The sequence below is a fragment of the Klebsiella sp. K5-204 genome, from assembly GCF_030128585.1.
GTDB lineage: Bacteria > Pseudomonadota > Gammaproteobacteria > Enterobacterales > Enterobacteriaceae > Klebsiella > Klebsiella quasipneumoniae.
On the sequence record NZ_JAKUZS010000001.1, the window covers coordinates 58,673 to 83,254 of the forward strand.

The 24,582-nt window shown below is 59.3% G+C and carries 22 protein-coding genes, 1 tRNA gene and 1 other RNA gene; 10 read left to right on the forward strand and 14 right to left on the reverse strand.

The window, feature by feature from the left end; translation table 11 throughout:
- Nucleotides 1-144: 144 nt before the first annotated feature.
- Complete coding sequence (locus MKR05_RS00255; RefSeq protein ID WP_002898708.1) at nt 145-318, forward strand: general stress protein; 174 nt, start codon at nt 145-147, stop codon at nt 316-318.
- A 163-nt stretch (nt 319-481) separates the two neighbouring features.
- A complete protein-coding gene (locus MKR05_RS00260; RefSeq protein ID WP_044522006.1) occupies nt 482-1,420 on the forward strand; it encodes a DMT family transporter in 939 nt (312 codons plus the stop codon).
- A gap of 680 nt (nt 1,421-2,100) precedes the next feature.
- On the opposite strand, the gene rutG is transcribed toward MKR05_RS00260, so the two are convergent.
- Genes rutG through rutA form a run of 7 tightly spaced genes read right to left on the reverse strand, consistent with a single transcriptional unit; the run spans nt 2,101 to nt 7,523 of the window.
- Nucleotides 2,101-3,423: a pyrimidine utilization transport protein G gene (gene rutG, locus MKR05_RS00265; RefSeq protein WP_008805937.1), complete on the reverse strand. Its 1,323-nt coding sequence runs from the start codon at nt 3,421-3,423 to the stop codon at nt 2,101-2,103.
- A 21-nt stretch (nt 3,424-3,444) separates the two neighbouring features.
- Nucleotides 3,445-3,939, reverse strand: coding sequence for an NADH-dependent FMN reductase RutF (rutF, locus tag MKR05_RS00270; protein WP_248569300.1), 495 nt, complete (start codon nt 3,937-3,939; stop codon nt 3,445-3,447).
- Nucleotides 3,940-3,949: 10 nt separating this feature from the next.
- On the reverse strand, nt 3,950-4,540 hold the full coding sequence (locus MKR05_RS00275; protein WP_248569301.1) for a malonic semialdehyde reductase: 591 nt from the start codon (nt 4,538-4,540) through the stop codon (nt 3,950-3,952).
- Nucleotides 4,537-5,340, reverse strand: coding sequence for a pyrimidine utilization protein D (rutD, locus tag MKR05_RS00280; RefSeq protein WP_044522016.1), 804 nt, complete (start codon nt 5,338-5,340; stop codon nt 4,537-4,539). Before rutD ends, MKR05_RS00275 begins: the two co-directional genes overlap by 4 nt.
- Complete coding sequence (gene rutC / locus MKR05_RS00285) at nt 5,337-5,729, reverse strand: pyrimidine utilization protein C (RefSeq protein ID WP_023289099.1); 393 nt, start codon at nt 5,727-5,729, stop codon at nt 5,337-5,339. Before rutC ends, rutD begins: the two co-directional genes overlap by 4 nt.
- Nucleotides 5,722-6,432, reverse strand: coding sequence for a pyrimidine utilization protein B (gene rutB, locus MKR05_RS00290; RefSeq protein ID WP_044522018.1), 711 nt, complete (start codon nt 6,430-6,432; stop codon nt 5,722-5,724). The genes rutC and rutB overlap by 8 nt, the downstream gene beginning before the upstream one ends.
- Nucleotides 6,432-7,523 (reverse strand): pyrimidine utilization protein A, encoded by a 1,092-nt coding sequence (gene rutA, locus MKR05_RS00295; protein WP_248569303.1) that lies wholly within the window; start codon nt 7,521-7,523, stop codon nt 6,432-6,434. Before rutA ends, rutB begins: the two co-directional genes overlap by 1 nt.
- A 284-nt stretch (nt 7,524-7,807) precedes the next feature.
- Between rutA and rutR the strand changes: the two genes are divergently transcribed.
- A complete protein-coding gene (gene rutR, locus MKR05_RS00300) occupies nt 7,808-8,446 on the forward strand; it encodes an HTH-type transcriptional regulator RutR (protein ID WP_004204508.1) in 639 nt (212 codons plus the stop codon).
- Here rutR and MKR05_RS00305 read toward each other — a convergent pair.
- Both MKR05_RS00305 and putA read right to left on the reverse strand, forming a co-directional pair.
- Nucleotides 8,443-8,838, reverse strand: coding sequence for a lysozyme inhibitor LprI family protein (locus MKR05_RS00305; protein ID WP_023289101.1), 396 nt, complete (start codon nt 8,836-8,838; stop codon nt 8,443-8,445). The genes rutR and MKR05_RS00305 overlap by 4 nt on opposite strands.
- 129 nt (nt 8,839-8,967) lie before the next feature.
- Entirely contained in the window at nt 8,968-12,930 is a 3,963-nt protein-coding gene (putA, locus tag MKR05_RS00310; RefSeq protein WP_284118010.1) for a trifunctional transcriptional regulator/proline dehydrogenase/L-glutamate gamma-semialdehyde dehydrogenase, read from the reverse strand.
- A gap of 421 nt (nt 12,931-13,351) precedes the next feature.
- On the opposite strand from putA, the gene putP reads away from it, so the two are divergent.
- Both putP and MKR05_RS00320 read left to right on the forward strand, forming a co-directional pair.
- Nucleotides 13,352-14,860, forward strand: a complete 1,509-nt coding sequence (gene putP / locus MKR05_RS00315; RefSeq protein WP_023289103.1) for a sodium/proline symporter PutP — start codon at nt 13,352-13,354, stop codon at nt 14,858-14,860.
- Between the two features lie 134 nt (nt 14,861-14,994).
- Nucleotides 14,995-15,429, forward strand: a complete 435-nt coding sequence (locus MKR05_RS00320; RefSeq protein WP_064158260.1) for a DUF3574 domain-containing protein — start codon at nt 14,995-14,997, stop codon at nt 15,427-15,429.
- A 31-nt stretch (nt 15,430-15,460) separates the two neighbouring features.
- On the opposite strand, the gene MKR05_RS00325 is transcribed toward MKR05_RS00320, so the two are convergent.
- On the reverse strand, nt 15,461-16,645 hold the full coding sequence (locus MKR05_RS00325) for a NupC/NupG family nucleoside CNT transporter (protein WP_032429119.1): 1,185 nt from the start codon (nt 16,643-16,645) through the stop codon (nt 15,461-15,463).
- 270 nt (nt 16,646-16,915) lie between these two features.
- On the opposite strand from MKR05_RS00325, the gene efeU reads away from it, so the two are divergent.
- From efeU to MKR05_RS00350, 5 genes are all read left to right on the forward strand, one after another.
- Nucleotides 16,916-17,746, forward strand: coding sequence for an iron uptake transporter permease EfeU (efeU, locus tag MKR05_RS00330; RefSeq protein WP_101867033.1), 831 nt, complete (start codon nt 16,916-16,918; stop codon nt 17,744-17,746).
- Between the two features lie 51 nt (nt 17,747-17,797).
- Nucleotides 17,798-18,925, forward strand: a complete 1,128-nt coding sequence (gene efeO, locus MKR05_RS00335; protein ID WP_023289107.1) for an iron uptake system protein EfeO — start codon at nt 17,798-17,800, stop codon at nt 18,923-18,925.
- 4 nt (nt 18,926-18,929) lie between these two features.
- Nucleotides 18,930-20,213, forward strand: coding sequence for an iron uptake transporter deferrochelatase/peroxidase subunit (gene efeB / locus MKR05_RS00340; protein WP_248569305.1), 1,284 nt, complete (start codon nt 18,930-18,932; stop codon nt 20,211-20,213).
- Between the two features lie 504 nt (nt 20,214-20,717).
- Nucleotides 20,718-21,506: a phosphate starvation-inducible protein PhoH gene (gene phoH / locus MKR05_RS00345; protein ID WP_002898923.1), complete on the forward strand. Its 789-nt coding sequence runs from the start codon at nt 20,718-20,720 to the stop codon at nt 21,504-21,506.
- A gap of 237 nt (nt 21,507-21,743) precedes the next feature.
- Nucleotides 21,744-22,388 (forward strand): DsbA family protein, encoded by a 645-nt coding sequence (locus tag MKR05_RS00350; RefSeq protein WP_049013714.1) that lies wholly within the window; start codon nt 21,744-21,746, stop codon nt 22,386-22,388.
- Nucleotides 22,389-22,541: 153 nt separating this feature from the next.
- Here the strand turns inward: MKR05_RS00350 and MKR05_RS00355 are convergent.
- From MKR05_RS00355 to MKR05_RS00370, 4 genes are all read right to left on the reverse strand, one after another.
- A non-coding RNA gene (locus MKR05_RS00355) (RtT sRNA) lies at nt 22,542-22,679 on the reverse strand.
- Nucleotides 22,680-22,721: 42 nt separating this feature from the next.
- A tRNA-Ser gene (locus MKR05_RS00360) sits at nt 22,722-22,809 on the reverse strand.
- Nucleotides 22,810-22,954: 145 nt separating this feature from the next.
- Nucleotides 22,955-23,632 (reverse strand): isochorismatase family protein, encoded by a 678-nt coding sequence (locus tag MKR05_RS00365; protein ID WP_002898927.1) that lies wholly within the window; start codon nt 23,630-23,632, stop codon nt 22,955-22,957.
- Between the two features lie 18 nt (nt 23,633-23,650).
- The gene (locus MKR05_RS00370) at nt 23,651-24,511 is read right to left on the reverse strand and encodes a pirin family protein (RefSeq protein ID WP_023289110.1); all 861 of its coding nucleotides are present in this window, start codon (nt 24,509-24,511) and stop codon (nt 23,651-23,653) included.
- Between the last annotated feature and the right edge of the window lie 71 nt (nt 24,512-24,582).

The following is a 24,582-nucleotide window of genomic DNA, read 5'->3' on the forward strand; positions in this document are numbered from 1 at the left end:
TTTTTTCGCCAGGCTTTGTTTCTGAATGTGACATTTGCCATCGTCAGCGGCAGTCATTCACTAACCTTATAGATACGCGGCAGGACAGCGGCGTCGCCGCTCCCGCGTAATGCACTATGATGTCTAACCTAATGGAGGTCAGTAATGGCAAACCATCGTGGCGGTTCTGGCAACTTTGCTGAAGACCGTGAAAGAGCATCAGAAGCAGGACGTAAAGGTGGCCAGCATAGCGGGGGGAATTTTAAAAATGACCCTCAGCGCGCCTCAGAGGCTGGTAAAAAAGGGGGTAAAAACAGTCACGGTAGTCGTGAGAGTTAACGCGCGACTCGCACTGTTCTCTTTGATGCGGTGTTAATCTCCCCGACCCAACCGCATCGCCCTCGCCGCCGGCATCAGCCGGCGGTTTTTTTTAGCAGTCGGAGGTTGCGCTCCCGCCGGGCCGATTGCACACTGGTCGCCCGTTTATCGTCATGGCTGTTTTATGTCTTCGTTAAAATTCTCCGTTAGCCGCCAGGAAGCGCTCCTTATCATGATCACCATGTTCTGGGGAGGGACCTTCCTTGCCGTGCAGTATGCGGTCAGCCTCAGCGGGCCGCTGTTTTTTGTCGGCCTGCGTTTCGCGACCGCCGCGCTGGCGGTGGGTCTGCTCTCGCTGCGCACCCTCCGGGGTATGACATGGCTGGAGGTGAAGGCGGGGGTGGCGATTGGCGTGGCGATTGCGCTGGGGTATGGGCTGCAGACCTGGGGACTGCAGTCGATCTCCAGCAGTAAGTCTGCCTTTATCACGGCGATGTATGTGCCGCTGGTGCCGCTGCTGCAGTGGCTGTGCCTGGGTCGTATGCCGGGGGTGATGTCCTGCGTGGGGATTGTGCTGGCCTTTATCGGTTTGATCCTGCTGGCCGGGCCGGAAAACAATCTGCTGGCGCTTGGCGTGGGGGAGATGATCACGCTGGCGAGCGCGCTGGCGATTGCCGCGGAGATTATCCTTATCAGCGCCTGGGCCGGGAAAGTGGATGTTCGGCGGGTGACGGTGGTGCAGCTGGCGACCGCGTCGCTGGTGGCTTTCGCCGCCATGAAGCCGGCCGGTGAGTCAGTGCCGCCGTTGACGCCGGCGCTGCTCGGCGTGGCGCTGGGGCTGGGCATTTTCAGCGCGATCATTCAGGTGACCATGAACTGGGCGCAGCGCAGCGTCTCGCCGACGCGGGCCACGCTGATCTATACCGGCGAACCGGTGTGGGCCGGTATTTTTGGCCGGTTGGCCGGTGAGCGTCTGCCGCTGCTGGCCCTCCTCGGCTGCGTCTTTATCCTCGCGGGCGTGCTGGTGAGCGAGCTGAAGTGGAAGCGCAAACCGCCGCCGCAGATGTCAACGAATAACGATGCGCAGCCGCTCCCGGACCTGGCCGATCGTCGCGAGCCGTAATCTTTCCTTCTGTCCCGGCAGCGGCGCTTATTCTGCCAGGCAAATGGCGAGGTTCCATCAGGCCATATCCCTCAGCCGTCGTACCCGCCCTGGTGCCGGATGGCGGCATAAATGCCTTATCCGGCCTACATAACCATTTCTATATCAGATGGTTAACTCTCATCGTAGGCCCGCGCAAGCGCAGCGCCGCCGGGCGATGGCATCAGGCACGGCGTCGCTTTTATGCCGGGTGGCGGTTGCGCCTTACCCGGCCTACGTTCGTACGACCTGCCGTTAATTTATTCACCATTGTTGCTGAAACTGCCGGTGCTGACGGCCTCAAAATCGCTGAGACGTTCCCGGAAGGCCGGGGCAGCCCGCATGGATGCGGGCTGAGGGCCGTGTTTTGCATGGACGCTGCCTCGGCCCGACCCGAAGCCTGCAGGGATAAGTCGAAGGGACCACGCAGTGGCGATTTTGCTGGCCGGAGCCCGGGGGTACAGGGGGCGGCGGCGACTGGCCGCCCCCTGTGCGCTCCCGGCGCCATGAGAGACATAACGCAGAAGACATATCGGGAGCGCCATCTGCCTGGATATAACCCAGAACAGCCGTTTTTCCGGGGCGAAACCGTTGCAAACCGATAACTGTATCGACTTATCCGGCCCCCACCGCTCCCTGCGCCAACGCCGCGCTAATGTGGCTTAAACCGGCGTTACCCTGGCCTCCTTCGCCTCACGCGTCCCGCGATGAAGCAGGGCGTGCAGCAGGATCGCCCCGAAGGTGGCGGTACCAATCCCGCCCAGCGTAAAGCCGCCCAGCGACAGCGCGAAATCGCCGGCGCCCAGCACCAGGGTCACAGACACCATGATCAGATTGCTGTTCTGGCTGAGGTCGACGCGGTTTTGCACCCAGATCCGCGCCCCGGCGACGGCGATCAGGCCAAAGACCACGATCGAGGCGCCGCCGATCACCGGCCCGGGAATGGTGTGGATTAATGCGCCGAATTTCGGCGAGAAGCCCAGCAGCATGGCAATCAGCGCCGCGGCGACAAACACCAGCGTCGAGTAGACCTTGGTCACCGCCATGACGCCGATGTTCTCCGCATAGGTCGTGACCCCGCTGCCGCCGACCGAGCCGGAGAGCATGGTCGCCAGACCATCGCCGACGAAGGCGCGCCCCATGTACGGATCCATATTGCGCCCGGTCATCCCGGCGACGGCCTTCAGGTGCCCGAGGTTCTCGGCCACCAGGATCACCGCGACCGGGGCAATCAACATCATCGCCTGGCCGTTAAAGGATGGGGTGGTAAAGTGCGGCAGCCCGAACCACGCCGCCTGGGCGAGGGGAGAGAAGTCCAGCGGTTTGCCGAGGCCAAAACCGTTAGCCAGCAGGGCATACAGCGCGCAGGCGACGATCAGGCCGACCAGGATCAGCAGACGCTGCAGCATCCCGCGGGTAAATACCGCGACTATGCCGATACAGAGCACGGTCAACACCGCCATCCAGCTGTCGAAGGCGCTGGCGGACACGCTGCGCACGGCAATCGGCGCCAGGTTCAGGCCGATAGCCATCACCACCGCCCCGGTCACCACCGGCGGCATCAGGCGCTCGATCCAGCGGGTGCCGATCTTCATCACCACCAGACCGATCAGGGTATAGACCAGCCCGCAGGCGATGATCCCGCCAAGGGCGACGCTGAGGTGAGGGTTGAGTCCCTGGCCGTTAAAGCCGGTAATGGCGATCACCACCCCGACAAAGGCGGCGCTGGAGCCGAGATAGCTCGGCACCCGTCCGCCGGTGACGACAAAGAACAGCAGGGTGCCGACCCCCGACATCAGTATGGACAGGTTCGGGTCGAGCCCCATCAACAACGGCATCAGCACCGTCGCGCCGAACATCGCAACGGCGTGCTGCACGCCCATCACCAGCGTTTGCCCGGCCGATAAGCGTTCATCGGGCGCGACAACGCCGGATTCGGCGGCGGGGGAGGTCAGCTTCCAGCGAGGAAAATCGAAGAGTGCCATGATGATATCCCGGGTTAAAGGTTAACAAGCGGGTCGCATAAGCGTGTGATAGCCGCGGTCAAACCACATCAGACCCCGGGGTTCCGGGTGACGGGTAATGGCCACGACGTGACAAAACAGAATGTCGTGCGTGCCGACGCTGACGCGCTGGTCGATGCGGCAGTCAAAGCTGACCAGCGCCGCCTCCAGCCGCGGGCAGCCGGTGGCGCCGGTCTGCCAGTCGGCGGCGGCAAAGCGCTCGTCCATCGCCGTTTTACCGCCAAACAGCGTTGACAGCGCCTCCTGTCCCGCCGCCAGGGTATTGACGCACAGCGTGTGGTGTTCGCTGAACACCGGCCACACGGAGGCTGAGCGGTTCAGACAGATCAACAGGGTCGGCGGCGTGTCGGTCACGCTGCAGACCGCGCTGGCGGTAAAGCCCGCCCGGCCCGCCGGGCCATCGGTGGTAATAATGTTAACCGCGGCGCCGACGCGGGCCATGGCGTCACGAAAACTCTCTTTGTCCGCTAACTTCATCGCCAACTCCTTATGCCAGCAGGCAGGCTTCATCAAAGGACAGACGCGGCAGGCGGCCATACAGTTTGCCGGGGTCGCCATAGCCGATGTTCACCAGCAGGTTGCTTTTCCAGCCGTTGTCGGCGAAAAACGCTGCATCGACTTTTTCCCGATCGAAACCGGACATCGGCCCGGTGTCGAGTCCCAGCGCCCGGCAGGCGAAAATCAGATACGCCGCCTGCAGGGAGCTATTGCGAAACGCGGTCTCTTCCGCCAGCTGCGGGCTGGAGGTGAACCAACTGCGGGCATCGCCGTGGGGAAACAGGGTCGGTAGCCGGTCGTAAAAGGCGCTGTCCCACGCCACGATGGCGGTCACCGGCGCCTGCATGGTTTTCTGCAGATTGCCGCTGGAGAGCGTCGGGCGGAGCTTCTCTTTGCCGTCCGCGCTGCGCACGAACACGATGCGCGCCGGCGAACAGTTGGCGGAAGTCGGCCCCATTTTCATCAGGTCCCAGACTGCCTGCAGCTGCGCATCGCTCACTGGCTTATCCAGCCAGCCGTTGTGGGTCCGGGACTGGGTAAACAGCGTCTCGCAGGCCGTCTGGTTTATCGCGTCGTTCATCGGGTCTCCCTGGCGACCGGCAGCATTGCAGCCAGCCCGTCGCGTAAAATGGTATTAAAGGTATCGGCGTCGGTGACGTTGCAGGCATGCCCGCCCCACGGCATTTCCACGCGCTGGCTGCCGGGGATCGCCGTCTGCAGCACGCGGGAGCAGGAGGCCGGGACCAGCAGGTCGTCAGCGGCGCTAACCATCAGCGTCGGGCAGGCGATGGCCGCCGCGCGACGGGAAAAATCAGCCTGCTTCAGGGCCTGCAGCCGCTTCAGCAGGTTCTCCTTGCCCTGAAAATGGCTGATGGCAAGCGCATCTTCGGCTTCGAGGCGCGGCAGGCGCGCGGCCATCCATTCCGCCGGGTAGAGAAACAGCGGCTGCGCTTCGACCCACGCCTGCGCGCCGCCGGCATGCAGCAGACGCTCGCGCACCAGGAAGCAGCGGCGGGTGTGCGGCGACAGCGACAGCCAGCCGTTGACCAGCACCAGGGCGCTCACCGCCTCGGGGCGATCGAGCGCCAGCTGCAGGCCAATCAGCGCCCCCAGCGCGTGGCCCACCAGCGCGAAGCGGGCGATCCCCGCCGCCTGCAGAGCGCTGAACAGCTCCCCGGCCATCGTCGCCATGCTGTAGTCGGCGGGCAGCGGACCGGCGTTCTCCCCGGTCCCGTTATGGTCATAACTTACCAGCTGATACTGTTCCTCCAGCGCCGCGCGCTGCGCCAGCCAGTAGCCGCCGCCGCCGCCCAGACCTGCGCTGAGGACCACCACCGGCGCGCCGGGCCATGGGGCCGGAGCAATATTGAGCCTCATCATGTCGGGGTGCCGATATGGGCGACGCTGGCGATTTCCACCAGCGCATCGGGCTTCACCAGCCCGCACTGAATGCAGAAGCGCGCGGGTTTATCGCCGGGGAAGAACTCGGCGTAAACCTCGTTAATCGCGGCGTAATTTGTCCAGTCGGTGATAAAGATGCTGTTGAAAGTCACATCCGCCATACTCCCGCCCGCCGTTTCGATAACGCTCTTGATGGTCTCCAGCACGTGGCGGGTTTGCGCCTTTGGGTCGCCGATGTGCACCACATTGTTTTGCTTATCAAACGGCAGAGTGCCGGAGACGTAGATCACGCCATCGGCGAGCGTCCCCGGAACAAAGGGGGCAATCGGCGTGGTGGTGCCTGGCGGAATAATCACCTGTTTAGGCATAACGTTTCTCCTGGGCTAAAGACAGCGGGGTGGCAGGGGACAGCGCGCGGCAGAAGCTCTCGACGTCGCTGACCCAGCCGAAAAAGGTTTCTATATTGAACAGCGCCGCCTGCTGGGCGAAGGCCGGTCCGGCCTGATGGGTAGCATCCTCCAGCACCACGCCGAAGTATTCGAGGAAGAAACCATCGCGCAGCGTCGATTCGACGCAGACGTTGGTGGCGATCCCGGTGAACACCAGATGACGGATGCCGCGGCTGCGCAAAATGCTGTCGAGCGGAGTGTTAAAGAAGCCGCTGTAGCGCGGTTTCGGCAACACAATGTCGCCTTCCTGCGGCGTCAGCTCGTCCACCAGCTGATAATCCCAGCCGCCTTTCGCCAGTAGCTTGCCCTGCAGTTCCGGGCGCTGACGCATCGTTTTCAGCGCGTTGGACTTATGGTAGTTCGGCGAGCCCGGGCCGCCGGCTTCAACATACTGGTCATCCCAGCCGTTCTGGAACCAGATAATCAGCATGCCCGCGGCGCGGGCGGCGGCGACGGCGGTATTAATATTGTCGATAACCGGCCGGGTGGCGGAGACGTCAAATCCGGCGAGATCCAGATAACCGCCGAGGCTGGCGTAGGCGTTCTGCATATCGACAACAATCAGCGCGCTCTGCTGCGGCGCGAAGGTCAGGGATTCCGGGCGAGCGGGAAGGGTAATCATCAGGCCACCTCACGGGTAACAGGAGCAATATGGTCCCGGCAGCGCATCAGCGGCTGAATGCGTTCGCCAAAGGCGTCGATGCCGGCAAGAAAATCATCAAAGGTCAGCAGCACGCCGTCGGTGCCGGGCACGCTCGCGACTTCATCAAGCATACGGGCGACGCTGGCATACGATCCGACAAGGGTACCCATGTTGATATTGACCGCCGAGGTGGGGTCGGCCATCTGGCGCACGTTAGTATCGCTGCCGGAGCGGGTGTCTTTCTGACTCTGCTCGGTGAGCCACGCCAGCGCTTCTTCATCGGCGCCCGCTTTGTAGTGCTCCCATTTGGCGCGCGCCGTTTCGTCGGTTTCGTCAGCGATCACCATGAACAGCACATAGGAGCCAACGTCACGGCCGGTTTTTTCCGCCGCCTGCATCATACGCGCCGCGGTCGGCGCGAAGGCCGTTGGCGTGTTGACCCCTTTGCCAAAGCAGAAGTTATAGTCGGCGTGCTGGGCGGAGAAGGCCATGCCGGCGTCGCTCTGCCCGGCGCAGATCACCTTCATCGGCTGCGAAGGGCGCGGGCTGACCCGGCAGTCGTTCATGGTGAAGTAGTCGCCTTTGAAATCGCTGCGCCCGGTGCCCCACAGGTCGCGGAGCACCTGAACGTATTCGGTGAGATAGTCATAGCGGCTGGCGAAATAGTCATCCCCTGGCCACATGCCCATCTGGTCATATTCCGGTTTTTGCCAGCCGGTCACCAGATTGACGCCAAACCGGCCGCCGGAGATGGAGTCGATGGTGGAGGCCATCCGGGCGACGATCGCCGGCGGCAGCGTGAGGGTGGCGGCGGTGGCGTAGATCTGGATCTTCGAGGTCACCGCGGCCAGGCCGGCCATCAGAGTGAAGGACTCCAGGTTGTGATCCCAGAATTCGGTTTTCCCGCCGAAGCCGCGCAGCTTGATCATGGAGAGCGCGAAGTCGAAATGGTAGTGCTCGGCTTTCTGCACGATAGCCTTATTCAGTTCGAAGGTCGGCATATACTGCGGGGCATGGGTGGAGATCAGCCAGCCGTTGTTGCCAATGGGAACGAAAACACCAATTTTCATACCTACCTCTCTACAGTCATGGAAGATGGGTTGCGGTGGCGCGGCATCCTGCCTCTCCCTGGACCACCTCGCAGAAGAGGTAAAGCAAACACGATGCCAGTTTTATAAATGCTAATGTTATTAATGTGTTACTATTGGGTTGCTAAAAAGGACGATAAAAAAGTGGACTGGATGGTCAAAATCAGTGCACGAAAAAACGGCAGTCATGCGCAATCAGGGTGCATGGGGTCGTGTCGGCGAAGGGCTTTTGCTATGCTGGTGGCGTCAACTGAAGGAGAGGATGTATGGCACAGGGCGCGGTGAAGAAAAACGGCAAACGTTCACAAGCGGTCAGCGCCAAAAAGGAGGCCATTCTGGCCGCCGCGCTGGAGGCATTTTCGCAATTTGGTATTCACGGTACGCGGCTGGAGCAGGTGGCTGAGCGCGCCGGGGTGTCGAAAACCAATCTGCTCTATTACTACCCTTCGAAAGAGGCGCTGTACGTGGCCGTTCTGCAGCAGATCCTCGCCATCTGGCTGGCGCCGCTGAAGGCCTTTCGCGAGGATATTAGCCCGCTGGTGGCGATCCGCGAGTATATTCGCCTGAAGCTGGAGGTGTCCCGCGATCACCCCCAGGCCTCGAAGCTCTTCTGCCTTGAGATGTTGCAGGGCGCGCCGCTGCTGATGGGCGAACTGACCGGGGATCTGAAAGCGCTGGTCGATGAGAAATCGGCGATTGTTTCCGGCTGGATCGACCGCGGCAAGCTGGCGCCGGTCGATCCGCAGCATTTAATCTTTATGATCTGGGCCACTACCCAGCATTACGCCGACTTCGCCACCCAGGTGGAGGCGGTCACCGGCGCCACGCTGCAGGACGCGGCCTTTTTTGAGCAAACGGTCGATAATGTCCAGCGGATGATTATCGAAGGCATTCGCGTCCGTTAATTGGCCGGCGGCAGCGGGCAGCTTTGATCGCCGTCCTCGCACTGCAGCAGCGAGGCGAGGAAAGATTCCCGCTCCACGCTCTTATCGGTCATGCACTGGCTCACCAGCATCGGCTGCATGCTGCCGCCTTCGGCTCCGGACGCGAGGAAAGCGCAGTCGGCGTCGCGCAGGGCGATCCATGCCTGCTGGGCCTGCTTCAGTAATGTCTGCTGTTTACCCACCGCACGCTGCAGAGCCTGCTGCCAGGTGTCGTTCAGCTTTTTGTCGGCTGCCTGATACTGCGCGGCCGCGCACTGATTCATTTCGGTCTGGGTGTTGGCGTTGCTGCACTCGTCCGCCAGCGCCGCGCCGCTGGCCAGCAAGACCGCCGCGGCAAATAACATGCGTTTCATTGTTCTGCTCCCATAAAAAAGGCTCCCGTCCGGGAGCCTTAATTAAGCACAGCTGACGTCGGCTGTCATTAGCTGATCGCATCGCCGATTTCCCGGATGGCGGCGCACAGCGCCACCGGGGAGCCCGTCTTAGCCGATGGTCATCAGGCTGGCGTTACCGCCTGCCGCCGCGGTGTTGACGCTCAGCGAACGCTCGATGTACAACCGCTCCAGCAGCAGATTGGTTTCGCCGCGGGCGAAGCCCTGCACGGAGACAATCGCCCCGTCGCGCGCCGCCACCTGCTCGCACAGCTCGCGCAGCTGGTCGGAGTCGCCGTGATAGATAACCGCGTCGAAGGCCTGGCCAGGCAACTGATCCGCTTTGGCGAAACGGATCCGCTCGCTGACGTCCCGCGGGAGTTTCTTCGCCAGATCGCGCTGCAGGGCGCTGTCCGGCCACAGCACTTCACAACCGACCGCCAGCACGGCCGCCAGCTGGATCAGCGCATCCTGCTCATTATCCGCCACGCACAGCACGCGCTCGCGAGGCATCAGCGTCAGGGTGTTGCGCTCGCCGGTGGGCCCCGGAAGCAGGCGTTGGGTGCCGCTTTGCGCCTGCTCGCTGTACTGCTGACACAGCGCCTGCAGCTCAGGACGGCCCGCCGCCCACTGCTGCAGCGCCTGCAGCGGTTTTTCCAGCAGCGTTTTCAGCTGGGCGTCCAGCGGACGCTCTGCATCCTGGCGGGCGAAGGTCACGCCAACCGCGCCCTGCGGACGGCAGGAGAGCAGGCGGTAAAGGTACAGCGGACCGCCGGCTTTTGGACCGGTACCGGACAACCCTTCGCCGCCGAACGGCTGCACGCCGACCACCGCGCCAACCATATTGCGGTTGACGTACAGGTTGCCCACCTTCGCGCTGCCGGTGACCTGGGCGATGGTCTCGTCGATACGGGTATGTACGCCGAGGGTCAGGCCGTAGCCGGAAGCGTTAATCTGCTCCACCAGTTTGTCCAGCTCGTTACGGTTATAGCGCACCACGTGCAGCACCGGGCCGAAGACCTCTTTTTTCAGCTCGTCGAAGCTGTCGAGTTCGATAAGCGTCGGCGGCACAAAGGTCCCGTGGTTCCATTCGCGGGCGTCTTCGCTATTCTCGCGCACCGCCTGATAGACGGTGCGGCCTTTGGCGCGCATCGTCTGAATATGGCGTTCGATATTCTCTTTCGCTTCCGCATCGATAACCGGGCCGATATCGGTGGTCAGGCGGCCGGGATTGCCCATCCGGCACTCGCTCATCGCGCCGCGCAGCATGGTTAAGGTGTGGTCGGCTACCTCTTCCTGCAGGCAGAGGACGCGCAGGGCGGAGCAGCGCTGACCGGCGCTGTCGAACGCGGAAGCCAGGACGTCGATCACCACCTGCTCGGTAAGCGCCGACGAGTCGACGATCATCGCGTTCATCCCGCCGGTTTCGGCGATCAGCGGCGTTGGGCGTCCCTGAGCGTCGAGGCGGCTGGCGATATTGCGTTGCAGCAGGGTGGCCACTTCGGTGGAGCCGGTGAACATCACGCCGCGCACGCGCTCATCGGATGTCAGCGCGGCGCCGACGGTTTCCCCGCGGCCCGGCAGCAGCTGGATCACCCCTGGCGGCACGCCGGCTTCCAGCAGGATCGCCACGCCCTGGGTGGCGATAAGCGGCGTCTGCTCGGCCGGTTTCGCCAGCACGCTGTTGCCGGCCGCCAGCGCGGCGGCAATCTGCCCGGTGAATATCGCCAGCGGGAAGTTCCATGGGCTGATGCAGACCACCGGACCCAGCGGACGGTGGGTTTCATTATCGAAATCGTCGCGCACCTGACCGGCGTAGTAGTGGAGGAAGTCGACGGCTTCGCGCACTTCGGCGATGGCGTTGCTGAAGGTTTTACCCGCTTCGCGCACCAGGATCCCCATCAGGGTCGGCATCTGGCTTTCCATCAGCACCGCGGCGCGCTCAAGAATGGCGGCGCGCTCCTGCGGCGGGGTGGCGAACCAGATGGGCGCGTTATTGATAGCGCTGGTGAGCGCCTGCTGCACTTCGTCATCGCTGGCTTCGCGGACGTAACCGACGATATCCTTCGGCTCCGCCGGGTTGACCACCGGCTGCATCTCGCCTTCGGCCACCGGCTGCTCCAGGATCGGCAATGCCTGCCATTTATGCAGGGCGCTGTTGAGCAGGGAAGAGGAGAGGGAGGCCAGACGATGCTCGTTAGCCAGATCCAGACCGGCGGAGTTGCTCCGGCCGCTGCCGTAGAGATCGCGCGGCAGCGGAATTTTCGGGTGCGGCAGACCGGCCTGGCCTTCCTGCTGCGCCAGTTTTTCCACCGTGCTGACCGGGTCGGCCACCAGTTCGTCCAGCGGCAGGGTATTGTCCGCGATACGGTTGACGAAGGAGGTATTGGCGCCATTCTCCAGCAGACGACGCACCAGATACGCCAGCAGCGTCTCGTGGGTGCCCACCGGAGCGTAGATCCGGCACGGCCGGTTCAGTTTGCCGTCGGCGACTTTGCCCACCACCTGCTCGTACAGCGGTTCGCCCATGCCGTGCAGGCACTGGAACTCATACTGGCCAGGGTAGTAGTTCTGGCCCGCCAGCTGGTAGATAGCCGCCAGAGTATGGGCGTTGTGAGTGGCGAACTGCGGATAAATCAGGTTCGGCACCGCCAGCAGCTTTTTCGCGCAGGCGAGATAGGAGACGTCGGTGTAAACCTTGCGGGTGTAGACCGGGTAGCCTTCGAGACCTTCCATTTGCGCGCGTTTGATTTCGCTGTCCCAGTAGGCGCCTTTCACCAGACGGATCATCAGGCGACGACGGCTGCGGGTGGCGAGATCGATCAGCGCGTCGATGACGAACGGGCAGCGCTTCTGGTAGGCCTGAATAACAAAACCGATGCCGTTCCAGCCTGCCAGCTCCGGCTCGAAGCACAGTTTTTCCAGCAGGTCGAGGGAGATCTCGAGACGGTCGGCCTCTTCAGCATCGATGTTAATGCCGATGTCATACTGGCGCGCCAGCAGGGTCAGCGATTTCAGACGCGGATAGAGCTCTTCCATCACCCGGTCATACTGGGCGCGGCTGTAGCGCGGGTGCAGAGCCGAGAGCTTAATGGAGATGCCCGGGCCTTCATAAATGCCGCGGCCGTTGGAAGCTTTGCCGATGGCATGGATCGCCTGCTGATAAGAGACCATATAGGCCTGGGCGTCGGCGGCGGTCAGGGCCGCTTCGCCGAGCATATCGTAGGAGTAGCGGAAACCTTTATCTTCCAGCTTGCGGGCGTTAGCCAGCGCTTCGGCGATGGTTTCCCCGGTGACGAACTGCTCGCCCATCAGGCGCATCGCCATATCCACGCCCTTACGGATCAGCGGTTCGCCGCTCTTGCCAATGATGCGGTTCAGCGAGCGTGAGAGGCTGGTTTCGTTGTGGGTGGAGACCAGTTTGCCGGTGAACAGCAGCCCCCAGGTGGCGGCATTGACGAACAGCGACGGGCTGCGGCCGATGTGCGACTGCCAGTTGCCGTTGCTGATTTTGTCGCGGATCAGCGCATCGCGGGTGGCTTTATCCGGAATACGCAGCAGGGCTTCCGCCAGGCACATCAGCGCCACCCCTTCCTGTGAGGAGAGGGAGAACTCCTGCAGCAGACTCTGCACCATGCCGGCGCGGCCGCTGGCGGTCTTCTGGTTGCGCAGTTTTTCCGCCAGCTGATACGCCAGCTTATGCGCCTGCTCGCCCAGCGGCTGCGGCAGTCGGGCCTGCTCCAGCAGCATCGGTACCGCGTCGGTTTCCGGGCGACGCCAGGCGGCGGTGATCGCCGCGCGGCTAACCGACTGCGGCAGGATCTGCTCGGCGAATTCGAGGAACGGCTGATACGGCTCTTCCGCCGGGGAACCCGCTTCATCGCTTTCATTGGCGGCCCCGGAGAGCAGCGCCGGCAGTTCGGGCAGCGTTTCGTCGTTCTCCAGCTTTTCCAGATAGTTGAAGATGGCCTGCTTAATCAGCCAGTGCGGCGTGCGGTCAATGCGGCTCGCGGCGGATTTAATGCGCTCGCGGGTTGCGTCGTCAAGCTTAACACCCATGGTGGTGGTGCCCATGCTCAAAACTCCTATCATTTATCGTTAGGCTTATGCGGTTGCCTGGAAATATCCACTATGTTGCAACTTTGTGCAACCTTGTTAATTGAGTCATGTGACGAAAGCCGTGAAATGGCGGATTTGTTAAAAATAGTGCCTAAAATAGCAGAATTTTAACCCCGGGCTCATAGGGTATTTGTATGCGTGAGTTAACACTTTTGTTTGGTGCAACCTTTAAAAACGTGAGAGAGTGCAACCTCTCGCAAATTGACGTTTTGCGCCGTCGGTTTTTCGTGTAAATGCTGTGTTAAATCGTTTGTGAAAAACCGAAGCTTCCGTCAGGATACGGTCGCCCAATTAAACAATGCGCCATTACCCCGTTCCGGTAGTGGAAAAAAACGACGAAGTTGGACGCTGTCGATAAAAATTCTGGAGACTTTGCATGGCTATTAGCACACCGATGCTGGTGACATTTATTATTTATATTCTTGGTATGGTATTGATAGGGTTTATTGCCTGGCGTTCGACCAAAAACTTTGATGATTATATTCTCGGGGGACGCAGTCTGGGGCCATTTGTGACCGCGCTTTCCGCCGGCGCCTCGGACATGAGCGGCTGGCTGCTGATGGGCCTGCCGGGCGCCATTTTCCTCTCCGGGATCTCCGAAAGCTGGATCGCCATCGGCTTAACGCTGGGGGCGTGGGTTAACTGGAAGCTGGTAGCCGGGCGCCTGCGCGTGCATACCGAGGTGAATAATAACGCCCTGACGCTGCCCGATTATTTTACCGGCCGTTTTGAAGATAAAAGCCGGGTGCTGAGAATTATTTCAGCGCTGGTTATTCTGCTGTTCTTTACCATCTATTGCGCCTCGGGAATTGTGGCGGGGGCGCGTCTGTTTGAAAGCACCTTCGGCATGAGTTATGAAACCGCGCTGTGGGCCGGCGCGGCGGCGACAATTATCTATACCTTTGTCGGCGGCTTCCTCGCCGTCAGCTGGACGGATACCGTGCAGGCCAGCCTGATGATTTTCGCGCTGATCCTCACCCCGGTGATCGTGATTATTTCCGTCGGCGGCTTTGGCGATTCGCTGGAAGTCATTAAGCAAAAGAGCATCGAAAATATCGACATGCTGAAAGGGCTGAATTTCGTGGCGATTATTTCGCTGATGGGCTGGGGGCTGGGCTATTTCGGTCAGCCGCATATTCTGGCGCGCTTTATGGCGGCGGATTCGCACCACAGCATCGTCCACGCGCGTCGCATTAGTATGACCTGGATGATCCTCTGCCTCGCCGGGGCGGTGGCCGTCGGCTTCTTTGGTATCGCCTACTTCAATAGCAACCCGAGCCTGGCGGGCGCGGTTAACCAGAACGCCGAGCGCGTGTTTATCGAACTGGCGCAAATCCTGTTTAACCCATGGATTGCCGGGATCCTGCTGTCGGCGATTCTGGCGGCGGTGATGTCCACTCTGAGCTGTCAGCTGCTGGTCTGCTCCAGCGCGATTACCGAAGACCTGTATAAAGCCTTCCTGCGTAAAAACGCCGGTCAGAAAGAGCTGGTGTGGGTGGGCCGGATGATGGTGCTGGTGGTTGCCCTGGTGGCGATTGCCCTGGCGGCCAATCCGGAAAACCGCGTGCTGGGTCTGGTGAGCTATGCCTGGGCCGGCTTCGGCGCCGCCTTTGGTCCGGTGGTGCTGTTCTCGGTGATGTGGTCGCGCATGACCCGTAACGGCGCGCTGGCCGGGATGGTGATTGGCGCCCTGACCGTGATCGTCTGGAAGCAGTTTGGCTGGCTGGGCCTGTATGAAATTATTCCGGGCTTTGTCTTCGGCAGCATCGGGATCGTGGTCTTTAGCCTGCTGGATAAAGCGCCGTCGGCCAGCATGCAGCAGCGCTTCGCCGAAGCGGATGCCCACTACCATACGCCGCCGCCGGTACGCGCCACGGCTGAGTAAGATCAACTGATGTTCACGAGCCCGCCGCTGGCGGGCTTTTTTTTGCCTGTTGCCGGACCGGAATATTATAACCCTTGCTAATTATTTGAAAATCCGCTGATATTTCCTGACTAATAACAATGAGGATAGCAAAGATGACGTTCAGACAGGGTGCAATGGCGCTGGTGCTGGCAGGGTTACTCAGCGGCTGCGCGGCGGGTGGAAGTTCGTCGACCAGCGCGCCGAAGCACGGCGCCTGCCCGGCGGATAAGTCCATGGTGCAAACCACGCTTTACTTCGGCCTGAGCCGCCCGGCGGGGAAAGACATCACCCCTGATGAGTGGCAACAGTTTGTCGACCGCGACGTCACGCCGCGTTTTCGCGACGGGCTGACGGTGTTTGACGCTCGCGGCCAGTGGCTGGGCCAGAATGGACAGGTGGTGCGGGAGCAGAGTAAGGCGCTGATGGTGATCCATGGCAACGACGCGCAGAGCGAGGCCGGTATTGAGGCGCTGCGCCAGGGCTATAAATCACGGTTCGCGCAGGAGTCGGTGATGCGTGTCGACCAGCCGGTCTGCGTACAGTTTTGAGTTAACGGCGGGGACAGCCCCGCCGTTTGTCTTACAGCACCAGCCCGGCGAAGCTGGCCGAAAGCAGGCTCACCAGCGTGGCGCTATACACCAGCCGCAGGCCGAAGCGGGAGACAATATTGCCCTGCGGTTCATTCAGGCCTTTGATCGCCCCGGCGATAATGCCGATCGAGGCAAAGTTGGCAAACGACACCAGAAAGACCGAGAGAATGCCGAGCCCGCGCGGCGTCATGCTGGCGGCAATCTTTTGCAGCTCAATCATCGCCACAAATTCGTTAGCGACCAGCTTGGTGGCCATGATGCTGCCGGCGTTCAGCGCATCGCTCAGCGGAATGCCGACAAGCCAGGCCAGCGGATAGAAGACGTAGCCGAGGATCTGCTGGAAGCTGAGGCCAAACAGGGTAGCGAACAGCGCGTTAATGGCGCTGATCAGCGCGATAAAGCCGATCAGCATCGCCAGAATAATCATCGCCACCTTAAAGCCGGCCAGAATATATTCCCCGAGCATTTCAAAGAAACTCTGCGATTCATGCAGCTTCTCCAGCTTTATTTCCTGCTCGCTGCCCGGCCGCGTCGGGTTAATCACCGACAGCACGATAAAGGTGCTGAACATATTCAGGATCAGCGCCGCGACGACGTATTTGGCGTCCAGCATGGTCATATAGGCGCCGACGATCGACAGCGATACGGTCGACATGGCCGTCGCCGCCATGGTGAACAGACGCCGCGAGGAGAGGTCGCCCAACACGCCTTTGTAGGCGATGAAGTTTTCTGACTGGCCGAGGATCAGTGAGCTGACGGCGTTAAAAGATTCCAGCTTACCCATGCCGTTGACCTTCGACAGCAGGGTGCCAATGACGCGAATAAAAATCGGCAGGATCCGCCAGTGCTGGAGAATACCAATCAGCGCGGAAATAAACACAATCGGACACAGGACGCCAAGGAAAATAAAGGCTAAGCCTTTTTCGCTCATGCCGCCAAAGACGAAATTGGTCCCTTCGGCGGCAAAGCCTAATAGCGAAGCAAAAAAGCCGGAGATATTTTTCACCAGCCACAGGCCGCTTTCGGCGTGCAGGAAAAAGAAAGCGAGCGCTATTTCGATAATAATCAACTGGAGAATATAACGAATACGAATTTTTTGTCTGTCATAGCTGACAAGCCAGGCCAGGGCGAGGATCACCGCCAGCGCCAGCAGGAAATGAAAAAATGCAGTCATGTTGTTCTTTTCGCAGGTCAATAAGGCCGCCATTTAGCCATAGCCGCTGCGACGGGTAAATATCTGACGTAAAAAATCCTTTGCTTATTCTTTTCCCTCATAACAGGCGAATATTTTCATAAGTCATTATTTGCCAGCGATTTATTTACAACTGATCATCATTCTCTGCACATTTTGCTTGTGTTTCTGAGTATTGTAATGATAATCACTATCATAAATATTACCTGTTTTTGCATTCGTTGACGGTGCTTTACATTTAAGGGTATTGGCATGTTTGTCCCATTTCTCATTATGTTACGCGAAGGCCTGGAGGCGGCGCTGATTGTCAGCCTGATCGCCAGCTATCTGAAACGCACCCAGCGCGGCAACTGGATTGGTGTGATGTGGATTGGCGTGATCCTCGCGGCGGCGCTGTGTCTTGGCTTAGGCATTTTTATCAACGAAACCACCGGTGAATTTCCTCAGCGTGAACAGGAGCTGTTCGAAGGGATCGTCGCGGTCATCGCGGTGGTGATCCTGACGTGGATGGTCTTCTGGATGCGCAATGTCTCACGCAACGTCAAGCAGCAGCTGGAGCAGGCCGTGGACAAGGCGCTACAGCGCGGCAATCACCATGGCTGGGCGCTGGTGATGATGGTCTTTTTCGCGGTCGCCCGTGAGGGGCTGGAGTCGGTCTTCTTTCTGCTGGCGGCATTCCAGCAGGATGTCGGCATCTGGCCGCCGCTGGGGGCGCTGCTGGGGCTGGCCACGGCTATCGTGCTGGGCTTGCTGCTCTACTGGGGCGGTATCCGTCTCAACCTCGGCGTGTTCTTCAAATGGACCAGCCTGTTTATCCTGCTGGTGGCCGCTGGCCTGGCCGCGGGGGCGATCCGCGCCTTCCACGAGGCGGGCCTGTGGAACCTGTTCCAGGAGACCGCCTTCGATCTGAGCACTGTGCTGTCGACGCATACGCTGTTCGGCACGCTGCTGGAAGGGATCTTCGGCTACCAGGAGACGCCAAGCGTCAGCGAAGTGGCTGTTTATCTGCTTTATCTGATCCCGGCGCTGGTGCTGTTTGCGCTGCCGCCGCGAAATAATACGACTGCCTCGCGGGCTGCCTGACCGGGCGCTGCGAGCTTATAAGCGACACTCTACTTACCGAAAGGGATGATCATGATGATTCATTTTCGCCGTAATGCGCTGCGGGTGACCGTGGCCGCGCTGCTCTGCTCTGCATTCGGTGCTCAGGCTGCGGATATCCCGCAGGTCAAAGTCACCGTCAACGATAAACAGTGCGAGCCGATGCAGGTGACCGTTAACGCGGGTAAAACCCAGTTTATTATTCAGAACCACAGCCAGAAAGCGCTGGAGTGGGAGATTCTGAAAGGGGTCATGGTGGTGGAAGAGCGTGAGAACATCGCGCCGGGCTTTACCCAGAAGCTCACCGCGAACCTGCAGCCGGGCGAATATGACATGACCTGCGGCCTGCTCACCAACCCGAAAGGCAAACTGATCGTCACCGGCGCCGCCACCAAAGACGCGGCGAAAGCCGATGCGGTGCTGAGCCTCGGCGAAGCGATCACCGCTTACAAAGCCTATGTGACGGCGGAAACCGCGCAGCTGGTCAGCGGCACCAAAGCCTTTACCGACGCGGTGAAAGCGGGCGATATCGAGAAAGCGAAAGCGCTGTACGCCCCGACGCGCCAGCATTACGAGCGCATCGAGCCGATCGCCGAGCTGTTCTCTGACCTTGACGGCAGCATCGACGCCCGCGAAGACGATTTCGAGAAAAAAGCGGAAGATCCGAAATTCACCGGTTTCCACCGTCTGGAAAAGGCGCTGTTTGGCGATAACAGCGTCAAGGGCATGGAAAAATATGCCGATCAGCTGAACAGCGATGTGCTGGAGCTGCAAAAACGCATCAGCGAGCTGGCGTTCCCGCCGTCAAAAGTCGTGGGCGGTGCGGCAGGATTAATTGAAGAAGTCGCGGCCAGCAAGATCAGCGGTGAAGAAGATCGCTACAGCCATACCGACCTGTGGGACTTCCAGGCCAATATTGACGGTGCCCAGAAAATTGTCGACCTGCTGCGCCCGCAGCTGCAAAAAGAGAACAGCGCGCTGCTGGCGAAAGTGGACGCCAACTTTAAGAAAGTGGACAGTATCCTCAGCAAATACCGCACCAAAGACGGTTTCGAAACTTACGATAAGCTGACCACCGCTGACCGTAATGCGCTGAAAGGGCCGATCACCACCCTGGCGGAAGATCTGGCTCAGCTGCGCGGGATCCTGGGTCTGGACTAAGTCGATGGCACAACAGAAACCACACGACGTGAACGAGCCGTCACGTCGTCGCTTACTGAAAGGGATCGGCGCGCTTGGCGGCGCGCTGGCCATCACCGGCGGCTGCCCGGTGGCACATGCGGCAAAAGCGGAAAGTTCCCCCGGGACGCTCGCACCCGACGCGCGTCAGGAAAAACAGCCATTCTACGGCCGGCATCAGGCGGGCATTCTGACGCCGCAGCAGGCCTCGATGATGCTGGTGGCGTTCGACGTGCTGGCGTCAGATAAAGCCGACCTCGAGCGTCTGTTCCGGCTGCTGACCCAGCGTATCGCCTTTTTAACCCACGGCGGCCCGGCGCCGGATACGCCTAATCCCCGGCTGCCGCCGATGGATTCCGGCATCTTAGGGCCGTGGATTGCCCCGGATAACCTGACCATCACCGTCTCGGTCGGCCATTCGCTGTTTGATGAGCGCTTTGGTCTCGCGGATAAAGTGCCGAGAAAACTGCAGCCGATGACTCGCTTCCCCAATGATTCGCTGGATGCCGCCCTGTGCCATGGCGACCTGCTGCTGCAGATCTGCGCCAATACTCAGGATACGGTGATCCACGCCCTGCGCGATGTCATCAAACATACGCCGGATTTGCTCAGCGTGCGCTGGAAGCGGGAAGGGTTTATCTCCGATAGCGCGGCGCGCAGCAAAGGCAAAGAGACCCCCATCAACCTGCTGGGTTTCAAAGACGGCACCGCTAATCCGGCGAGCCATGACAGCGCGCTGATGGATCAGGTCGTGTGGGTAACGGCGGATCAGGACGAGCCGGCCTGGGCCGTGGGCGGCAGCTATCAGGCGGCGCGCATCATCCAGTTTCACGTCGAGTTCTGGGACCGGACGCCGCTGAAAGAGCAGCAGACGATCTTTGGCCGCGACAAACACACCGGAGCGCCGCTGGGGATGAAAAACGAGCACGATACCCCGGATTACAGCAACGATCCTGGCGGCGAGACGATCGCGCTGGATAGCCATATTCGTCTGGCCAATCCTCGCACGCCGGAAACCCAGTCCAGCCTGATTATGCGCCGCGGCTACAGCTATTCGCTGGGTGTCACTAACGCCGGGCAACTGGATATGGGGCTGTTGTTCGTTTGCTATCAGCACGATCTGGAAAAGGGTTTTCTGACGGTGCAGAAACGGCTTAACGGCGAGGCGCTGGAGGAGTACGTCAAACCCATTGGCGGGGGCTACTTCTTTGTTTTACCCGGCGTAGTGGATGACAAGCACTACCTGGGACAGACGCTGCTGCAGGCCTGATACCGACCCTGTCCGCAAGGGCAGGGCGTTTTCTGCTGTTTTTCTCATTTTTCTTATATTTCCTGCCATGTGTTATATTTCTGTAATACAAATGACCGATAGTCTCCTACACTTGCTTAAGAACTATTTGTTGCGTCATTGTGAAAAATAAGTTGCATTAAGAATCTTTTTTGATGTACTTATTACATACGCGGTAGTTCCCGGCAGTGTGACGTTTCACTATGGAGATCGCGAATGGTAAGGTCCCGTACCGGACAACGTAAAACCACAGACCGTACTCTTCAGCACGGAAGCCCCGCTTCCGGCAGCGATTTTCTCACTCTTTCTCCCTCCGCTTCGAATTATTATCACCTTGGCAGGGTACGCGGTGCGCGTAGCCGCGACTCGTTGTCAGTTCTACCGGCAAGCAATGGCTTACAAGGAAGCCAAACCTCAATCGTTCGTGCGCATAGTCGCGTCGATGTTGACGCGTGTGATGTAAACCTACAACGCAAGGTGCTATCCATGGGAAGACAAAAAGCAGTGATCAAAGCTCGTCGTGAAGCAAAACGTGTGCTGAGACGGGATTCACGCAGTCATAAGCAGCGTGAAGAAGAATCGGTCACATCGCTTGTGCAAATGAGTGGCGTAGAAGCAATTGGCATGGCGCGGGACAGCCGTGATACTTCCCCAATTGAGGCGCGCAATGAGGCTCAGGCGCATTATCTGAATGCCATCGACAATAAACAGCTGATTTTCGCCACCGGCGAAGCCGGATGCGGCAAGACCTGGATTAGTGCGGCGAAGGCAGCGGAAGCGCTGATCCATAAGGATGTGGACAGAATTATTGTTACCCGTCCCGTTCTGCAGGCCGACGAAGATCTCGGCTTCTTACCGGGAGATATCGCCGAGAAGTTCGCGCCCTATTTCCGACCGGTTTATGACGTGCTGGTGAAAAGGTTGGGGGCTTCCTTTATGCAGTACTGCCTGCGTCCGGAAATCGGCAAGGTGGAAATCGCGCCGTTCGCCTATATGCGCGGACGTACCTTTGAAAATGCGGTGGTGATTCTGGACGAGGCCCAGAATGTGACCGCAGCGCAAATGAAGATGTTTTTAACCCGCCTCGGGGAGAACGTGACGGTCATCGTCAATGGCGATATCACCCAGTGCGACTTGCCCTCTGGTGTGAGATCTGGCCTAAGTGATGCGCTGGCGCGTTTTGAGGAAGATGAGATGATCGGCATCGTGCGTTTCACCACCGATGACTGCGTTCGCTCGGCCCTCTGCCAGCGGACGCTGAAAGCCTATTATTGATCGTCATACTGTGAGCAAAGCCCGGGCTAGCCCGGGCTTTGTTGTTTTGATCTTTGCGACAGTCTGAAGTGCGGATAAAATTTCTGTTTTGAGGGATCCATCGCTGTAGGTGATAGAATTTCTTCTCTGTAATACAAGAATATCTGCTTTGCTATACATAAGCGCCTTTCTAATAATTTCTTTCGTCTTACCCCGTTTTACTCATTTAATTGTATGGATACTTGTAAGGGAAGCACTATGGTCGTACATGGGAAAGTTATCAAGTTATTAATTACTATTTTGATGGTGGGGTTGTCATCTGCTGCTTATAGTAAAGATTATCAGGCAGGGAAAAACTTCACTGTCATTAATTCTACTGTTAAGCAACCGCCGCAACTGGTTGAGTTTTTTTCCTTCTACTGCGGACCTTGTTATGCGTTTGCAGAGCGCATCAATGTTGATACAGCTATCAGAAAGCGCCTGCCCGCCGATATGAAACTGGAAAAATACCATGTCAGCCAGATGGGACCTTTAGGACCAGCATTAACAGAAGCATGGGCCGTAGCACAATATGCTGGGGTAGATGGCAAGGTGGAAAAGTTATTGTTTGAAGGCTTACAGGTTAAGCGTGATATTAAAACGACAGCTGATATTGTTAAGGTATTTAATCAACTTGGCATTACGTCCGAGAAATATGCCGAAATGCAAAGTAATTTTATGGTAAAAGCTTTAATTGCCAGACAGGACAATCTGGTCGAAAAAATGAAAGTAAGTGGTACGCCTTCTTTTTATGTTTCAGGGAAATATCATATTAACAATGCATCACTCGCGCAAGATGACTATGATACCTATGCAGAGGATATGGCGAATCTGGTTTTATTTTTGCTTAACAAGCCCCTGTAACACGAAGTGAGAAAGTATCATTAGGTTTGTCTTTTTCGTTCTGTCCAGGTGATTGCGCCAGTTGTCGAACCCCGGTCGGGGGTTCTCATCCCCCCGGCGGGTGCCACATGCGAAAAAAAAGCCCGTACTTGCGTACGAGCTCTTCTTAAAATATGGCGGTGAGGGGGGGATTGACTCGCTTCGCTCGCCCCTGCGGGGCAGCCCGCTCGCGGGCTCACGGTCTGTCCAACTGGCTGCGCCAGTTGTCGAACCCCGGTCGGGGGTTCTCATCCCCCCCGTGGAGAATATAAAAGAAAAGAGCCCGTACTTGCGTACAGGCTCTCATCTCGAATATGGCGGTGAGGGGGGGATTCGAACCCCCGATACGTTGCCGTATACACACTTTCCAGGCGTGCTCCTTCAGCCACTCGGACACCTCACCATATTGTCTTGCTGCTCACCTTGGGTGGGCAACGGGGCGCTACTATAGGGAGTTGCGTTTAAACGGTCAAGCATAATTTCTTCTTTCTTTACCGACCGCTCACGCAATGAACAACGCCCCGCTGCGACGTAGCGGGGCAGGCGTTTTAGCGCTGGGAATCAAGCTGTTCGTTATTCTTCACGACGTCCTGCGCTTTGCTATAGCTTTCGATCAGCAGCTGGTAGGCCGGGAAGACTTTGGTGTACACCTCCGCCCATTCTGCGGCGTCCGGGCGATTCCAGGTACGCTGCAGCTCAGAGGCGACGGCGGCGGTATCCATCGGCACTACGCCGGCCTGTACCACGCGAGCCAGGGTGATCTCCTGCGCCATTTTGCTGTAGGTGCCGGAAGCGTCAATCACGGCAAACACTTTATAACCGTCGGCGACGGCGGCAATCGCCGGGAAGGCCATGCAGACGCTGGTGATGGTCCCGGCGATAATCAGCGTTTTGCGACCGGTCGCTTTCACCGCTGCGACGAATTCCGGGTTATCCCAGGCGTTGATCTCGCCTTTACGGGCGATGTATTTCGCATGCGGCGCGTTCTCATGAATCTCCGGGATCAGCGGACCGTTCGGCCCCTGCGGCACGGAAGCGGTGGTGATCACCGGGATCCCGGCAAGCGAGGCCATCTTCGCCAGCGCGGCGGCGCGAGCGCGCAGCTCTGGCATCGGCATATCGCCGACGGTCTGGAACAGGCCGCTCTGGTGGTCAATCAACAGCATGGCGGTATCGTTGACATCAATCACCGGACGAGCACCGTTAAAGTTAGCGGGAGTAGACATAGTATTCACCTCAATGAGTTAGATTTGGCCAAAGCGGCCGCTGTTAAAATCGCGAACGGCTTCTGCGATCTGTGTTTTGTTATTCATGACAAAGGGGCCATAGCCCACAATCGGCTCCTGCAGCGGTTCGCCGGCCATCAGCAGAACTTTTGCCTGGGTTGTCGCCTCCAGGTGTAGTGCGTCTCCTGCCTGGCTCAGGACGGCGAGCTGGCCTTCGCGGGCGGATTCGGAACCGTTGATGATCACTTCCCCTTCCAGTACCACCAGCGCAGTACTCCAGCCTTCCGGCTGGCGAAGCGTGAGGTCGTGCCCCTGATTCAGCTGCAGATCCCACACGTTAAGCGGTGAGAAGGTATGGGCCGGGCCGCTGACGTCGTCATACTGGCCGGCAATAACCCGAACCTGTCCGGCGCCATTCGCCAGCGCGGCGGTGGGGATTGTCCCGGCGGTAATGCTCTGGTAGCCGGGGGCCGTCATTTTGTCTTTGGCGGGCAGGTTGACCCACAGCTGGATCATCTTCAGCTCGCCGCCGCTGCGGGTGAAGGCCTCCGAGTGGAACTCTTCGTGCAGGATCCCGGCGCCGGCCGTCATCCATTGCACGTCGCCTGGGCCGATCACCCCGCCGCGTCCGGTGGAGTCACGATGCTCTACTTCACCGGCGTAGACGATAGTGACGGTTTCGAATCCGCGATGCGGATGCTCACCGACGCCGCGTTTATCGCTGCCTGCCGGGAAGGTGTACGGCCCGGCATAGTCGAGCAGTAAGAAGGGGCTCAACTGCTGGCCGTGCGTCTGATAGGAAAACATCGAACGAACCGGGAAGCCGTCGCCTACCCAATGCTGAGCAGGCGCGGTGTAGACTCCTGTAATCTGTTTCATGGCTTTCTCCTGTGTATCGGTATCTGATGTGAATAAGCTTATATCCGGGACGACGTGTGCGGTAGTAAGCA

Coding starts and splice junctions, on each gene's coding strand:
- MKR05_RS00370 (WP_023289110.1), bottom strand. CDS start 24,511: ATGAAACAGATTACAGGAGTCTACACCGCGCCTGCTCAGCATTGGGTA.
- rutC (WP_023289099.1), bottom strand. CDS start 5,729: ATGCCTAAACAGGTGATTATTCCGCCAGGCACCACCACGCCGATTGCC.
- MKR05_RS00320 (WP_064158260.1), top strand. CDS start 14,995: ATGACGTTCAGACAGGGTGCAATGGCGCTGGTGCTGGCAGGGTTACTC.
- MKR05_RS00255 (WP_002898708.1), top strand. CDS start 145: ATGGCAAACCATCGTGGCGGTTCTGGCAACTTTGCTGAAGACCGTGAA.
- efeO (WP_023289107.1), top strand. CDS start 17,798: ATGATGATTCATTTTCGCCGTAATGCGCTGCGGGTGACCGTGGCCGCG.
- efeU (WP_101867033.1), top strand. CDS start 16,916: ATGTTTGTCCCATTTCTCATTATGTTACGCGAAGGCCTGGAGGCGGCG.
- putA (WP_284118010.1), bottom strand. CDS start 12,930: ATGGGCACCACCACCATGGGTGTTAAGCTTGACGACGCAACCCGCGAG.
- MKR05_RS00275 (WP_248569301.1), bottom strand. CDS start 4,540: ATGAACGACGCGATAAACCAGACGGCCTGCGAGACGCTGTTTACCCAG.
- rutB (WP_044522018.1), bottom strand. CDS start 6,432: ATGATTACCCTTCCCGCTCGCCCGGAATCCCTGACCTTCGCGCCGCAG.
- MKR05_RS00350 (WP_049013714.1), top strand. CDS start 21,744: ATGGTCGTACATGGGAAAGTTATCAAGTTATTAATTACTATTTTGATG.
- putP (WP_023289103.1), top strand. CDS start 13,352: ATGGCTATTAGCACACCGATGCTGGTGACATTTATTATTTATATTCTT.
- rutA (WP_248569303.1), bottom strand. CDS start 7,523: ATGAAAATTGGTGTTTTCGTTCCCATTGGCAACAACGGCTGGCTGATC.
- MKR05_RS00260 (WP_044522006.1), top strand. CDS start 482: ATGTCTTCGTTAAAATTCTCCGTTAGCCGCCAGGAAGCGCTCCTTATC.
- rutG (WP_008805937.1), bottom strand. CDS start 3,423: ATGGCACTCTTCGATTTTCCTCGCTGGAAGCTGACCTCCCCCGCCGCC.
- MKR05_RS00325 (WP_032429119.1), bottom strand. CDS start 16,645: ATGACTGCATTTTTTCATTTCCTGCTGGCGCTGGCGGTGATCCTCGCC.
- rutR (WP_004204508.1), top strand. CDS start 7,808: ATGGCACAGGGCGCGGTGAAGAAAAACGGCAAACGTTCACAAGCGGTC.
- phoH (WP_002898923.1), top strand. CDS start 20,718: ATGGGAAGACAAAAAGCAGTGATCAAAGCTCGTCGTGAAGCAAAACGT.
- rutD (WP_044522016.1), bottom strand. CDS start 5,340: ATGATGAGGCTCAATATTGCTCCGGCCCCATGGCCCGGCGCGCCGGTG.
- efeB (WP_248569305.1), top strand. CDS start 18,930: ATGGCACAACAGAAACCACACGACGTGAACGAGCCGTCACGTCGTCGC.
- MKR05_RS00365 (WP_002898927.1), bottom strand. CDS start 23,632: ATGTCTACTCCCGCTAACTTTAACGGTGCTCGTCCGGTGATTGATGTC.
- MKR05_RS00305 (WP_023289101.1), bottom strand. CDS start 8,838: ATGAAACGCATGTTATTTGCCGCGGCGGTCTTGCTGGCCAGCGGCGCG.
- rutF (WP_248569300.1), bottom strand. CDS start 3,939: ATGAAGTTAGCGGACAAAGAGAGTTTTCGTGACGCCATGGCCCGCGTC.